The 13,283-nt window shown below is 41.9% G+C and carries 13 protein-coding genes; 8 read left to right on the forward strand and 5 right to left on the reverse strand.

Annotated features, from left to right (window positions below):
• Nucleotides 1-126 precede the first annotated feature (126 nt).
• Together BB781_RS04315 and BB781_RS04320 are read left to right on the forward strand one after the other, a co-directional pair.
• Complete coding sequence (locus tag BB781_RS04315; RefSeq protein WP_094227275.1) at nucleotides 127-831, forward strand: RNA ligase partner protein; 705 nt, start codon at nucleotides 127-129, stop codon at nucleotides 829-831.
• 80 nt (nucleotides 832-911) lie between these two features.
• Nucleotides 912-2,126, forward strand: a complete 1,215-nt coding sequence (locus tag BB781_RS04320; protein ID WP_094227345.1) for a methionine adenosyltransferase — start codon at nucleotides 912-914, stop codon at nucleotides 2,124-2,126.
• Nucleotides 2,127-2,128: 2 nt separating this feature from the next.
• On the opposite strand, the gene BB781_RS04325 is transcribed toward BB781_RS04320, so the two are convergent.
• From BB781_RS04325 to BB781_RS04335, 3 genes are read right to left on the reverse strand one after another with little or no spacing between them, the layout of a single operon-like run.
• Nucleotides 2,129-2,992, reverse strand: a complete 864-nt coding sequence (locus BB781_RS04325; RefSeq protein ID WP_094227346.1) for a geranylgeranylglycerol-phosphate geranylgeranyltransferase — start codon at nucleotides 2,990-2,992, stop codon at nucleotides 2,129-2,131.
• Between the two features lie 7 nt (nucleotides 2,993-2,999).
• A complete protein-coding gene (gene nadA / locus BB781_RS04330; protein WP_277985481.1) occupies nucleotides 3,000-3,980 on the reverse strand; it encodes a quinolinate synthase NadA in 981 nt (326 codons plus the stop codon).
• Between the two features lie 20 nt (nucleotides 3,981-4,000).
• Nucleotides 4,001-4,816: an aspartate dehydrogenase gene (locus BB781_RS04335; protein ID WP_094227276.1), complete on the reverse strand. Its 816-nt coding sequence runs from the start codon at nucleotides 4,814-4,816 to the stop codon at nucleotides 4,001-4,003.
• 130 nt (nucleotides 4,817-4,946) lie between these two features.
• Between BB781_RS04335 and nadC the strand changes: the two genes are divergently transcribed.
• From nadC to BB781_RS04355, 4 genes are all read left to right on the forward strand, one after another.
• Nucleotides 4,947-5,771, forward strand: a complete 825-nt coding sequence (gene nadC / locus BB781_RS04340) for a carboxylating nicotinate-nucleotide diphosphorylase (protein WP_094227277.1) — start codon at nucleotides 4,947-4,949, stop codon at nucleotides 5,769-5,771.
• A 132-nt stretch (nucleotides 5,772-5,903) separates the two neighbouring features.
• The gene (locus tag BB781_RS04345) at nucleotides 5,904-7,166 is read left to right on the forward strand and encodes a BatD family protein (protein ID WP_094227278.1); all 1,263 of its coding nucleotides are present in this window, start codon (nucleotides 5,904-5,906) and stop codon (nucleotides 7,164-7,166) included.
• Nucleotides 7,167-7,241: 75 nt separating this feature from the next.
• On the forward strand, nucleotides 7,242-8,348 hold the full coding sequence (locus BB781_RS04350) for a hypothetical protein (RefSeq protein WP_094227279.1): 1,107 nt from the start codon (nucleotides 7,242-7,244) through the stop codon (nucleotides 8,346-8,348).
• Nucleotides 8,349-8,627: 279 nt separating this feature from the next.
• A complete protein-coding gene (locus BB781_RS04355) occupies nucleotides 8,628-9,074 on the forward strand; it encodes a PPC domain-containing DNA-binding protein (RefSeq protein ID WP_094227280.1) in 447 nt (148 codons plus the stop codon).
• 17 nt (nucleotides 9,075-9,091) lie between these two features.
• Here the strand turns inward: BB781_RS04355 and BB781_RS04360 are convergent, their stop codons facing one another.
• Nucleotides 9,092-9,478 carry a transcriptional regulator gene (locus BB781_RS04360; RefSeq protein ID WP_094227281.1) on the reverse strand — a complete coding sequence of 129 codons (387 nt, stop codon included), beginning with the start codon at nucleotides 9,476-9,478 and terminating at the stop codon, nucleotides 9,092-9,094.
• 159 nt (nucleotides 9,479-9,637) lie between these two features.
• Between BB781_RS04360 and eno the strand changes: the two genes are divergently transcribed.
• The gene (gene eno / locus BB781_RS04365) at nucleotides 9,638-10,912 is read left to right on the forward strand and encodes a phosphopyruvate hydratase (RefSeq protein WP_094227282.1); all 1,275 of its coding nucleotides are present in this window, start codon (nucleotides 9,638-9,640) and stop codon (nucleotides 10,910-10,912) included.
• Nucleotides 10,913-10,970: 58 nt separating this feature from the next.
• Here eno and larA read toward each other — a convergent pair whose 3' ends face one another.
• Nucleotides 10,971-12,227, reverse strand: a complete 1,257-nt coding sequence (larA, locus tag BB781_RS04370) for a nickel-dependent lactate racemase (protein ID WP_207205239.1) — start codon at nucleotides 12,225-12,227, stop codon at nucleotides 10,971-10,973.
• 140 nt (nucleotides 12,228-12,367) lie between these two features.
• Between larA and BB781_RS04375 the strand changes: the two genes are divergently transcribed.
• Complete coding sequence (locus tag BB781_RS04375; protein ID WP_094227284.1) at nucleotides 12,368-12,994, forward strand: LysE family translocator; 627 nt, start codon at nucleotides 12,368-12,370, stop codon at nucleotides 12,992-12,994.
• Nucleotides 12,995-13,283 lie beyond the last annotated feature (289 nt).

Genomic DNA, 13,283 nt, shown 5'->3' on the forward strand with positions numbered 1-13,283 from the left:
TGCAAACATTCTGATAAATGTTGCAGATAGTCTAGTTGTTGACTACCAAAAATACTTTAACCCAACTATGTACATCTATATATGTAGGGCAAATCAGATTAATTGCCTCAACATGAAGGTAATCACATGCTAAGACAGCGTTTTGTTCTGGATACAACTGCATTGACCGACCTGCAGACAAGAGAGAAACTGGGGAAAGATGGTGTGTGCGAGGGAATGAAGGAGGTACTGGAGCTTATAGCTAACTCCAGGTTGAAACTTGGTATTAGTTGTTATGTGCCTTTTCCATCGGTTTATAAAGAGTTGCATGAGTTTGCCCAGAATAACGGTTGTGACAGTGATGTCATTGCAAAGATCGATACGTGGCTTGTGAAGAAGGCTCCTGATAGGTATAATGTTCAAATTCCTTCCAAGGTTTTCCATGAATATGTATCACATATGCGTGAACGTATCAACAAGGGCATGGTCATTGCCGAGGAAACCATATGGGACGCATCCACTGAGTGCCTTCTCATCGATACCAAGGCAGAATCAAAGAAAGACATTGGTTTTGATATAGAGAAAAGAGTTATTGGAGGGCATATCGGTAAATTCAGGAACAAATATCGTTCTGCTCTGCGTTATGGTATCCTTGACAGTGCTCCTGATATTGATGTTCTTATACTTGCAAAAGAACTCGATGCTGCTGTTGTAGCAAGCGATTTTGGCATACAGAAGTGGGCTGAGGAACTTGGTGTCAGGTTTGTTCCTGCAAGTACGTTTCCCATGATATTGCAGGAATATCTCAAACATGCACACTCGTTTGTCATGGAATCTTCTGAAAATGAATAGATATTAATCCGATACAATTCTTATTACATTTACAGATAAGAAAAGTCAGTGCTGGTCAGTGATCCTTGGGGGGGGTAGAACTGAGAAACATAACTGTAGATAAATTCAGGGCTGTAAGTGCTCCTGAACAATACCTTGAGATTGTGGAACGAAAAGGGCTGGGTCATCCTGATAGCATCTGCGATGCAATTATGGATAAGATATCAGTCAACTTGTGTACTGAATATCTTGAAAAGTTTGATATGATCTTGCATCACAATATTGACAAATGCCTGCTTGTTGCCGGGGAAACAGCCGGAATCTTTGGAGGAGGTATCGTGGTGGACCCAATGCTTCTCGTTATTGGCGACCGTGCAACTTTCAAGGTTGAAGAGATCGAAGTGGATGTTGCCAATATAGCAGTGGATACTGCAAGACAGTGGTTCGATGAGAATCTGCGTTTTGTGCAATCGGACTATGTAGAATATCAGGTTGAGCTCAAACCGGGTTCTGCAGAACTAACGGATATCTTCAGGCGGCAAAAGGGCATACTGGGCTCCAATGACACGTCAGCTGCTGTAGGTTATGCGCCTCTATCTTTTACGGAACAGGCGATTCTGAGTATGGAGAGACATATGAATTCCCGTGAGTTCAAGGAGGAATACCCAGAATCTGGAGAAGATGTAAAGGTCATGGGTATAAGGCGAGGAACTAAATTTGACATCACAGTTGCGATGCCGCTTATTGATTCTTTTGTGGATTCGGAGCAACATTACTTCAATATGAAAGAAGACATTTTTGGAGCAATGAATGGATTTCTGGCAGATCATATGGAACAAAAAGGTGTGCAGATGAATGCATCTATCTCCTTCAATAATCTTGATGTGCCGGGCCGTGGCATGGAAGGGATCTACACAAGCGTTACCGGTACATCAGCCGAAGATGCGGACTGCGGGCAGGTTGGTCGTGGCAATCGTGTAAATGGCATAATCCCATTGAACCGTCCGGTGAGTAGTGAGGCAGCAGCAGGAAAGAATCCGGTGAGCCATGTGGGTAAGGTATATAATGTCCTTTCTCATCACATTGCTGGAAAAATAGTGGACAAGGTTCCCGATGTAAAAGAGGCGTATGTATGGCTCTTGAGTGACATAGGTGTTTCTATTGATAAACCTAAAGTGGCAGCTGCTCAGGTAATAACCGAAAAAGGCTCAGTGGAAGCGGTGGCAAAAGAAGTTGAAGAAGTCATTGACTTTGAATTTGAACACATCCGGAATTTCTGCATGCAGCTTGCCAGGGGCATGATAACTATCTGTTGAATTCAGGCTCCTGCAATGAAGGATATGAGTGCAAAAGCCATTGCCATCTTGAACATTTTAGATGATTTTGCAGGATTTTCCTTCCTAAGTACTTCATAAACAGCAACAGCAAAAAGTATGTCCGCCATAGCAACTATGAAGAGATATCGTATGCTCATGAGTGACTGCAGATAAGGCAGGGGGCTTGCCAGCACAGCACCAAGACCTATCAATGATGCTATATATGCAGCTTTTTTAGGTCCGGTGATTATCGGTAATGTGCGTGCCCCGTCTTCCCTGTCACCTTCTATATCCTCTATATCCTTTACTATCTCTCTGGCTATGGTTGCCAGGGTTGCCAGCAGGAAGAGGACAAAAACTCCGTTAATGCCATTGTTTTCATAGAAAACAGCTCCCCCAAAAAGGAACGTGGAACCGGTTAGATATCCTACTGTAATGTTTCCCCAAAGAGCAGTGCGTTTCAGGGTGCTTGCATAGTATACAAGCAGCAGAGAGTTGATCAGGGCAATAGCACCACATATCAGGTTTATAGACACCGCAAGAAGTGTGCTGATTGCAAAAAGTGCCAGTGAAAAATATAATGCTGTTTTAAGGGCAATCTTTCCTGAAGGGATGGGTCTTTCAGGCTTGTTTATTTTATCTATTTCTACATCAAAATAGTCATTTATGGCGTTTCCAGCTCCAGTGACTAAAAATACTACCAGGAACACTTTCAAGGCATCAAAAAAGGGGAATATAATCAAATGAGAACTGAAATAAGGAATATTAGCTACAACTATGTTATATGCTATAAACACTCCAATGATTGCGGCAATGCCTGCCATGAGGCAATTGCCTGAACGCATCAGTTTCAGATATGTTTGCATAATGGGCTTACCTGGTTCTTTTAATTTCAAGCATCCTGTCAAGTGCTATCCTTGCCTTGGCTCTGATTTCTTCGGGAACAGTTATTACATGTTGCATATTTTCAAGTGAAAGCAACAATGAATCCAGGTCAATGGCTTTCATCTCCGGGCAAACCGTAAATTCGGAGGCGTTATAGAATCTCTTCTCCGGATTATCCTTTTCCAGTTTATGCAGGACACCCATTTCAGTTGCAATGATAAATTCATTTCCTGCATCCTTTACGTATTCGATCATTCCTGTGGTGCTGAAAACCTTGTCTGACAGATCAATTACATCTCTTCGGCACTCGGGGTGTGCCAGTACTTCTGCAGCAGGATGTATTTTTTTGGCTTTGAGGATGTCTGTGACGAGTATCTGGTTGTGTGTAGGACAGTATCCTTCCCAGGGAATTATTTTTTTAGTGCTGTACCTGGAAACGTAGTCAGCAAGGTTCTTATCAGGGACAAATAAAATCTCATCCTCTTTGAGGGAATTGACAACTTCAACGGCGTTTGCTGAGGTGCAACAGATGTCACTCTCTGCTTTTACATCGGCTGTTGAGTTCACATAACACACGACAGCAGCATCCGGATATTTCTTTTTCTCCTCGCGTAATGCGCTGGCTGTTATCATTGATGCCATGGGACAACCTGCATACCTCTCGGGTAAAAGTACGGTTTTTTCAGGACTCAGGATGGCTGCACTTTCTGCCATAAAATGCACTCCGCAAAAAACGATCACATCTGCTTCTTGTTCCATTGCCTGCCTGCTCAGTCCCAGGGAGTCTCCGGTAAAGTCTGCAATGTCCTGTATCTCTCCTCTTTCATAGTTGTGTGCAAGGATAACAGCATTGCGTTCGGTTTTTAATTCAAGTATCCTTTCAATGACATTTTCAATACTCTGCATGGGATCATAACCTTTTGTAACCAACTGTTTTGCCCAAACTTCCGAAAATGAAACTTTCCACATACAAGTTGCGGGATGTAGGTTTATGTTCCTGTCTGGAATGGGTCAGATATCTTTTTCAGGGTCGCTATTGCAGAAAGAGATGCAAGATAGCTGCTCTTTGGGTTTGAGGGAGATGGAACGTTCTCAACTCTTGTTGTAAACTCTCCAAATGCACCTTTCACGGATATCTCATGTATGTTGCGTGTAAGTGCCGGATTTGCCACTATCTTGACCTTTGTCTTCTCAAAACCAATGCCTGCAATGCTCAGGGTTGCAGCAACATTCACGTTTGCCGGGAATGCCTTGACTGCTTCACTTGCAGGCCCTTCAAAAATAACGGTTTTCCCGTTTATCTTATCCAGATCGATCTCATTCCTGATAATATATGGTGCTCCAGCAAGTCCACTTGGTGGTTTTTGTGTTGTAAGTGTGACAGAGTATATGTCCTCAATTGAAGATGATTTAAGTCCGTCAAGACCGACGATGGCTCCGGAGGGGAGATATACCTTACAGTTGTTATCCTTTGCAAGTCCTCTTATGGTCCTGTACAAATTCTGGTCGGCAAATGCACCTACACTCATGATCATAACGTCACAGTGTGCATGCAGAGCTGCAGGTATCACTTCATAGACTGCTTCTTGTGAAGCACATTCAACAAGAATATCTATTTCTGTTATCATTGTGGCAGCTTCCATTACCTGAGGCCTGGACCTTTTGAGAGTGGATAATAGTCTGTTCACATCATCCATATTCCTGTCGTAAATGGAAAAAAGTTCTGCTTCAATTGTACCATCATCAATGGCTTTGCATATACTGGTTCCGATTGTTCCACAGCCGATAAGTCCTATCTTAAGCATTATTTATCCCTGAAAGTTGAGCTGATTGGTTGACTTGTTGATTACTGCTTATATTGATTAGTTAAGTAGGTTTTGCTTATATGCTGAAAGCATATAAATCCCTTTACCATAATATCCAGTAGATAATATGATGTTCGCACATGAAATTGAGAGTTTTCTTGAAGAGGATCTTGGATACAACGATATTTCCTGCAAGCTTGTTCCGGAAAGGGATGTAGAAGCTATTATCTTTACTAAAGAGGATTGTATCGTTGCAGGACTTGAGGTTGCACAATCGTTCTTTGATTATTTCAGGATCCATTATACAACAGACCATACAAACGGTGACAGACTCTTAAAGGACGATATCTTATTTTCCCTAAGAGGTAGTTCTCTCTCTATTCTCAGGATAGAAAGGCTGGTTCTGAACTTCCTTGGTCACCTGTGCGGAATAGCAACAAACACAAGACAATGTGTGGATATAGCCCGTAGATATTCGGATGTGAGAATCGCATGTACCAGGAAGACAACACCGGGGCTTCGCAAATATGAGAAAATGGCAGTCATAGCCGGTGGCGGTGATCCTCACAGGTTCAGCCTTTCAGATACTATAATGATAAAGGACAACCATGTGAAAATGATGGGTGTCGAAGCCGCTCTTTTGTCTGCAAAGGAAAAGGCAGGTTTCACCCAGAAAATAGAGATAGAGGTTGAATCTTCTGCTGATGCCCTTAAAGCTGCAAGTGCAGGTGCTGATATTATCATGCTTGATAACATGGGGCCATGTGATGTCATCAACACGGTAGAATTGTTAAAGAGGTCTTCAATCCCTGAACACATAATAATTGAGGTTTCAGGTGGTATTGATATGGGTAATCTGGAAGATTATGCAAAAACCGGGGTAGATGTAATATCCATGGGCTCTCTCATTCATCAGTCCTGCTGGATAGATGTCAGTCTTGAACTAACTATTTGATGAGGATGTTAGTTTCTAAGAGGCAACAGTTTCGGCGCAAATTTTAAAATCAGGTATAATCATAAGATTTATATCAAAAACTGTGTATTTTAACTGAAAAACAAAATCAAATTCTGATTTTATGAGGAAAATATGGTTCGATCTTATCGATTGCTTGTTATTTCTGCGTGTATGGTTTTCTTTTGTCTTGCATTGGCCGGAAATGCCTCTGCGACAGTAGAATTGTATAATAAGACTATAGAAATGGGGGACGGATACCAGATCAACAATTACGTAATAGATGTTACGGATGTCTTCTCTGATGCAAACACTGCATCATTCTATGTGTACAATAACAACAATAAAGTAAAAGAATTCCTTCTCAGTACGGGTGATTCATTTGAATTTGATTTTGAGGGCGATGCCAAGGTAAAGGTCACACTTTTATCTGTTGGTAGTGGTACTCTTCCTGTGGCCAGGGTTTCAATAGTTATTTCCAATTACAAAATTTCAGATATCTATATGAATGATATTGTCGATGGTGGTCATAAGTACGCAACGTATTCTGGGACTCCCAATCTTAAGATCACAAAGACTGTCGATAAATCCGAGATTGGTGTAGGCGATCTTGTACGCGTCACTGTGACAGTTGAGAATATAGGTGATGATAGGGCAGTGGATGTTATTTTTCAGGATCCGCAACAGGCAAAATTCGTGTTATATGACACTTTTGTAACTCATACTGGCCAGACAACAGTTAATGTTGGTGAATCCAAGACTCTCTTTGTTTACCAGTTAAAGGCTACGGAATCAGGCACGTATCCACTTTTGCCCACAACGGCAAGCTTCTCAAACACAGCAAGCCTGAAATTTCCCCAGGCATCTTCCAATTCCCCCGTTGTTACAGTTGGGGCTAGTGAGAGCCTTGTAAGCGCCGAGCTTGAATTTACAACAACCCTCGATAAATATACAGTCAACAGGAATGATGATATTCAGGGTACTATCAAGATTAAGAATAACGGTGATACTCCGGCAACGGCAGTTACAGTAAGTATCCTGGTGCCAGATGGACTGGATTTTAAAGGTGGCTCGGGGATAGAAACAATTTCCGGTACTCCTACTATATATCTAGAATCTTTTGGTGTTCAGCAGGAAAAAGAAATCTCTTTCACTTTAAAGGCAGCAGATGTAGGCACCTATACTATATCTTCCAAGATCAGTTATCTTTTTAACAATGGCGTTGATACTCAATTACAGCAGGTCAGTTCTGATTCAGTTACTAACAGCATATATGTTACTAAAGGGAAGTACGATTATCTTTTTGAGCAGCCTTTATATATGTACGCGGCACCTTTAATTATAATCGGAGCTATAGCCGGATGGATATTTTACAGGCACAAACAATATAAGTTCTGATATGAGATTTACACTTAAGGGAACCAATCATAAGATTTATCAGAGTATAATTATATTATCATTCGGAGGAATTAATTGCTCAACATACTCATCGTTGGGAATGGCCAATGCGGAAACCGTATACTGGATGCCATTAACAGGGAGGCTTTTGGTAAAAAGAGCCGCTTTGCCAAGTTCTATTCCCAGCAAAAATACAAAAGCAATGTGCAAACAATTGCTATTAACACTGCAGTGAATGATCTCAGGGAGATGAAATTCACAAAAGCAAAAGACAGGATACACATTCCTCATCTGCATGGCGTCGGAGCCAACCGGAATGTGGGTAAGCATGTTTTTGATGAAAACAAGACCCACATCATGAGGCAGATTGAGGAAAGAGGTCACTTTGATGTATGTTTTGTCATGACATCCGCATCTGGCGGAACCGGTTCTTCTTTCACTCCCATGCTTGTAAAGGAGCTTAAGGAAAAATATGATTATCCGGTTTATGCCCTAGTTGTTCTTCCTTTCAGGGAAGAGGGTACACTTTATCTTCAGAATGCTGCCTTCTGCCTCAGGGATATCCGTGAAAGTGGTGCAGACGGTATTATACTTGCCGACAATCAGTATCTCAAACAAATGGGGGGCAATGTAGAATCCGCATACAATGGGATCAATGATATGATTGCCAGACGTATCCTTTTCCTGCTTGATGCACTTGACAGTGAAATGATGATGGTTACTGATCTTGGTGACTTCAAGACTGTCATGAGCGGTGGTGCAGGACTTGCAACTATTGGTTTTTATGAAGCAGAATCAGAATTGCCAGTCAGAGGTGCTATCCAGAAAGCTCTCTCACCTTCAGGCCTGTTGTTCTCCACCGATGTTTATGAAGAAGCCAGCAGGGCCATGATTATTATAAGGGGTGACAGGGAGCGTTTGAGCATTGATGAGATCTCTACAGAAGTAGAAAAATTATCAAGTGCTGTAGGTCACGTATTTAAAGGTATTATTGTCAGGGATGGTGAGCTTCCGCAAGTACTGGCAGTACTGACACTTGAATCTGCGTCTGAACTTGAGAGCCTCTATGCGATAGCTGTGGATGCTATTAAGCAGGAACGTGATAAGAAGGATCGTGTAGCCAATGTAAAGGAAGTTGATCGTGCATTCTCACAGATTGACGGAATGGACCCATCTTATTGAAGTCCATTTTGTCATATTTTATCAAGCTGAAGTAAGAAGGCCACTGTTTCAAACCCACATCAAATCAAATATTTAATGGGAATTTTCTTTCTTTCAAATGAAACAGGTGGGTAAATTGCGTCTATTCTACAAAACAAGTCTTTGTATAACTTAATAAAAACTATGATGGCGTAATACAAGGTATTGTTTCTAGATTCACATTGAATACAATGATCATGATCTTAATAATTGATGGTTGATATAAGAAAGTCTCAGCAGATTCTGTAGAATGGTGAATTTATGCAATATAAAAAAGGAAACATCGGAAGGGTATTTACAGTCCGTCTTGATCATGGGGATGATATTCTCTCAGAGCTTGAAGGGCTGGCTGTTTTAGAAGATATAAGATCAGCTATGTTCATTATGATTGGGGCTGTGAAGGAAGCACATCTTGTTGTAGGTCCAAAGACCAATGACGTTCCTCCTGATCCCAGGTGGATACAAATCAACGATGCTCATGAGCTCATAGGTATTGGCAATATCTTCCGGGAAGAGGGAAAACCCAAGATACATCTCCATTCCGCTGCAGGAAGGGGTGAATCTGTTAAGGCAGGTTGTTTGCGGGGAAAAAGTGAAGTTTTCATGGTTGTCGAGATATTCATCATGGAAATATCAGGCATATGCGCAAGCAGGGTATTTGATTCTAAAAGAGGCTTTGCACCGGTCGTTTTTTCTGATACAAATTAATTTGTATATATGGCAGTTCATTGGTTAGTGTTGCTGAGCTCCTTGAGTTGTTCAAGGGCTTCAACCATTTCCATATTTTTTCTAAGGGCTTTAGATTCAAAATTCTTGACAACTACTTCGAATGGAACAATAAGTTTGTAATATTTCACAGGTCTTCCTTTGTCTGTGTTTTTCTTCTCGCTCCTCTCTTCGATCCATCCTCTTTCCCTTAAAGGACGCATAGCTATACTGACCTCTGGCTGTCTGAGGCCTGAGGCCTGTTCAATATTTTGTGATGTCAGTTCTCCTCCGCAGACCAGGCAAGCAATGGATATGGCCTCGGTTCTGGGTACATCCAGTCCTTGCAGAAGTTCGATTATTTCATAACCTTTTCCGCTTAAAAGATCAATATCAATGCTTTTCATTTGATTACTATAATACTTTTAAGTTTATATAATTTGTGTGGATATATTTCTTTACGTTATTTTGACAGAGTAATTTTACTTTGATATAAAGATGTGAACGGTAACAATATATACGGTAATTGCAAAGTAGGTGTTATAATAAGCTAAAGGTGGAATAGGATGCCGTATATTGATGATGACAATAGTTATAAGATAAGGAAGATTCACGCACGTGAGATTCTGGATTCCAGAGGGAATCCTACAGTTGAAGTGGATGTCTATACTTCATGTGGATTCGGCAGGGCCAGTGTTCCTTCCGGGGCTTCCACGGGAACTCATGAAGCAATTGAGTTGCGCGATAAAGAAGACCGTTACAGGGGAAAAGGTGTTCTTGATGCGGTCGACAATGTGAACACCACCATAGAATGCGAATTACTGGGTATTGATGTCAGGAAACAGCGTGATATCGATGGTCTGATGCTGGCTCTGGACGGTACTGAGAACAAGATGGAACTTGGTGCGAATGCAATTCTTGGTGTTTCAATGGCAGTTGCCAGGGCTGCTGCAGACTCTATGAACATGCCTCTGTACCGTTATCTTGGTGGCATCAATGCATACACACTTCCTGTTCCTACAATGAACGTGCTTAATGGTGGAAAACATGCCGGAAATGATCTTTCCATACAGGAATTCATGATACAGCCAAAAGGTGCTGATTCTTATTCTGAGGCTCTGCGAATGGGCACTGAGACGTATCACGTACTTGGCAAGATACTTGAAGCAAAATATGGCGGTTCAGCAACAAATGTGGGCTATGAGGGTGGCTACGCACCTTCTATTGGAATGACCCACGATGCTCTTGACGCACTTGTAAGTGCAATTGAGGAAGCAGGTTACACAGAAGCCGAGATAAGTATTGGTCTTGACGCTGCAGCTTCAGAGTTCTTTGACGGTCACAATTATTCCATAGATGGAAAATTGTTAAAACCGGCCGAACTCATCGATTACTACCTTGAGCTGATAGAAACCTATCCTATCATCCTTATTGAGGATCCATTCCATGAGGAATCTTTTGAGGACTTTGCAACCCTGACCAATGATGCATGGGACACTTTTATCGTAGGTGATGACCTTTTTGTTACAAATGTCGATCGTCTGGTAAAAGGTGTGGAAATGGGTGCTGCAAACGCACTTCTATTGAAAGTGAATCAGATAGGTTCTCTGTCAGAGGCATTTGATGCAGCTAACATGGCAAACCGCAATGGATACAGTGTTGTAGTAAGCCACCGTTCCGCTGAGACCGAGGACACAACCATTGCCGATATTTCAGTGGCTATAGGTGCAGACCTCATCAAGACAGGAGCACCGGCAAGAAGTGAACGTACTGCAAAATACAACCAGCTCCTCAGGATCGAAGAGGATCTTGGTGAAGCAGCACGTTACATGCAAATTTAAAGCTGAATCCAGCTTTAAAATCCTACATTTTTATTATCGCATAATCAACTTTTATTTTTCATTCAAGCAACGGGACAGTCAGGCTTCCTTGTGGCAGGATTACCGCATAAGGCTCCTTTCCCTGTGCTTTGACTTTTTCCACTGCCATGTCAAAGGTTTCCTGTATATTCTTACATGGTTGCAGTTTTGCCATTCTGATAGTTTTGTCATCAAGGTCTGATATTGCCCACATTTCCGCATAGACACCAATCTGTGCCATCTTGGCAGCTTTGTGGTATCCAAGTTTGTATCCTTCATCTATCTTACACATTACATCCTCGCATGTATTTGCAGAACAGAGCAGGTTCAGGAACGTATCGTCACCAACACCGTCCCTGCATTTGGACACAAGGATGATCACTCCTCCTTCTTCAAGTGCAAGCTTGCCGTTTTCAAGCGCCTTCTGGGACTGGTAGAGGTCGATATCCATGGGATATGGTGCGGCAGTAAGTACAATGTTGCCCTTTCGACTGCATTTTGCACAGAATACTTCGTTTGCTTTCTCTACTGCGATATCGAAGGATTTGAAAAGGTCTCCTGCAACCATGGCATACAGCCCGTGATCTGCTGTCAGGACAGTCTGTATAGAAAATACGTTCAGGTCTTTAAGGACTTTCATTGCATCTTCCATATCTTCAGCAACAGGATTTCCCTTGATGGCAAGGGGCTGTGCAGCATCGGAGAGTGCATGTTTATGGTTCATCTCGATAGTCTTATATGATGCCACGCCTGGCAGGAATGCTTTTCTTCCACCTGTATAGCCTGCAAAATAGTGAGGTTCCACACTTCCGATGACAATAATATTCCTGCTTTCGTTCACCATTTTATTGAGGTACATCTCAGTGCCATTTGATGATACTCCAAGGTACTCCATATCCTCATCCCTGCGGGCATCGTGGACGAATATCCTGTATTTGAATTCATCATATATTTCCCCGAAGATATACCTGAACTCGTCCTCTGTGGGTCCCCTGTGTGCACCGGTTGCAACAAGGAACTTAACATCGTCATGGTCCCTGAGGATATCAAGCATCTTAACAAGCACCTTTGCAGTGGGTGTCGGTCTGGTTGCATCGTTTACCAGTATCAGGATCTTATCACTGCTTTTTACAAAATCCTCAAGCGATCCCATTTCCACAGGATTTTTAAAAGCTTCGGTGATAATTTCAGATTCATCTCCAACCTGCACCTGGTTGGGTGCAATGACCTCATGGAGTATTTTCACATCTAGGTCAACGAATTCTTTTCCATAAGGTATCTGTATTTTGATAATAATTCCTCCGGGAGTGTATCATATAATGTCTTGTACTGGTTAGTTCATAAATAAGAAGCTTTATTTATAGAATTATGCCTTCATATACAAAATCATCCGAAATTTAACTTTCAAGCTTCAACTATCTGAAAACAGGTGAGTAATTGATAGAACCGGTACAACTCTTATACTTCATTGCAGCCTCGGTAGCTCTGACACTTTTGCCGGGACCGGATATCATCTTTGTCCTCACCATGAGCATATCCCAGGGTATGAAAGCTGGGATGTCAACAGCATCGGGTCTGTGTACAGGATTATTGTTCCACACCACAGCAGCAGCATTAGGTGTTTCTGCCATATTGTACAGTTCTGCGCTTGCTTTTGCAGCGCTCAAATATGCAGGAGTTATTTATCTACTGTACCTTGCTTATAAGGCAATTCTTGAAGAAGGCAGTTTTGCTTCCATGGGAACCGTAAAAGAGACAGCTATTTCCCTCCTTTACAGGAGAGGCATCTTCATGAACCTGCTAAATCCCAAAGTTTCACTATTCTTCCTGGCGTTTTTACCTCAGTTCGTGAATGCAGACGCAGGAAGTGTTCCTATGCAGATGGCGTTTCTTGGGGCTGTGTTTCTGATCCAGGCACTTGTAGTCTTTTACCTTGTATCTATCTTTGCAGGCTTCATCGGTATGAAGATCATGGCAAGGCCAAACATGAGTAAACATATCAACAGGGTTAAAGCAGTTATATACTCATTTATTGCTGTGGAACTTGCATTTTCCCACAAGTGAGTGAAGCTTAGTATGGTCGTATATTATTTTGCTATGCCTATCCTCAAGGGTTCATAAGCACTTGTTTGAGTGGAGGTTTGAAACGATCGATTATTTAAGGTCTTTCTAACTAAAGTACGATAGTTTGTTCGTATACATACGAAAAGTATATATTCTAACAAGTAGTTTGCACACTTGCGAACGGGTATTTTGCTTGGTCTATACTTAGTACCTCTCCAATACACTCCAATGTCACCATACCTGTGCATTCAACCCCCTGCCCGTTCGCATCCCCTATGTTTTTTTATGA

Origin of the sequence: Methanolobus psychrotolerans (assembly GCF_002243045.1) — an archaeon.
In the GTDB taxonomy this organism is placed as follows: domain Archaea; phylum Halobacteriota; class Methanosarcinia; order Methanosarcinales; family Methanosarcinaceae; genus Methanolobus; species Methanolobus psychrotolerans.

Coding starts and splice junctions, on each gene's coding strand:
- BB781_RS04360 (WP_094227281.1), bottom strand. CDS start 9,478: ATGAAAAGCATTGATATTGATCTTTTAAGCGGAAAAGGTTATGAAATA.
- BB781_RS04325 (WP_094227346.1), bottom strand. CDS start 2,992: ATGCAAACATATCTGAAACTGATGCGTTCAGGCAATTGCCTCATGGCA.
- nadA (WP_277985481.1), bottom strand. CDS start 3,980: ATGTGGAAAGTTTCATTTTCGGAAGTTTGGGCAAAACAGTTGGTTACA.
- BB781_RS04355 (WP_094227280.1), top strand. CDS start 8,628: ATGCAATATAAAAAAGGAAACATCGGAAGGGTATTTACAGTCCGTCTT.
- BB781_RS04345 (WP_094227278.1), top strand. CDS start 5,904: ATGGTTCGATCTTATCGATTGCTTGTTATTTCTGCGTGTATGGTTTTC.
- nadC (WP_094227277.1), top strand. CDS start 4,947: ATGTTCGCACATGAAATTGAGAGTTTTCTTGAAGAGGATCTTGGATAC.
- eno (WP_094227282.1), top strand. CDS start 9,638: ATGCCGTATATTGATGATGACAATAGTTATAAGATAAGGAAGATTCAC.
- BB781_RS04315 (WP_094227275.1), top strand. CDS start 127: ATGCTAAGACAGCGTTTTGTTCTGGATACAACTGCATTGACCGACCTG.
- BB781_RS04335 (WP_094227276.1), bottom strand. CDS start 4,816: ATGCTTAAGATAGGACTTATCGGCTGTGGAACAATCGGAACCAGTATA.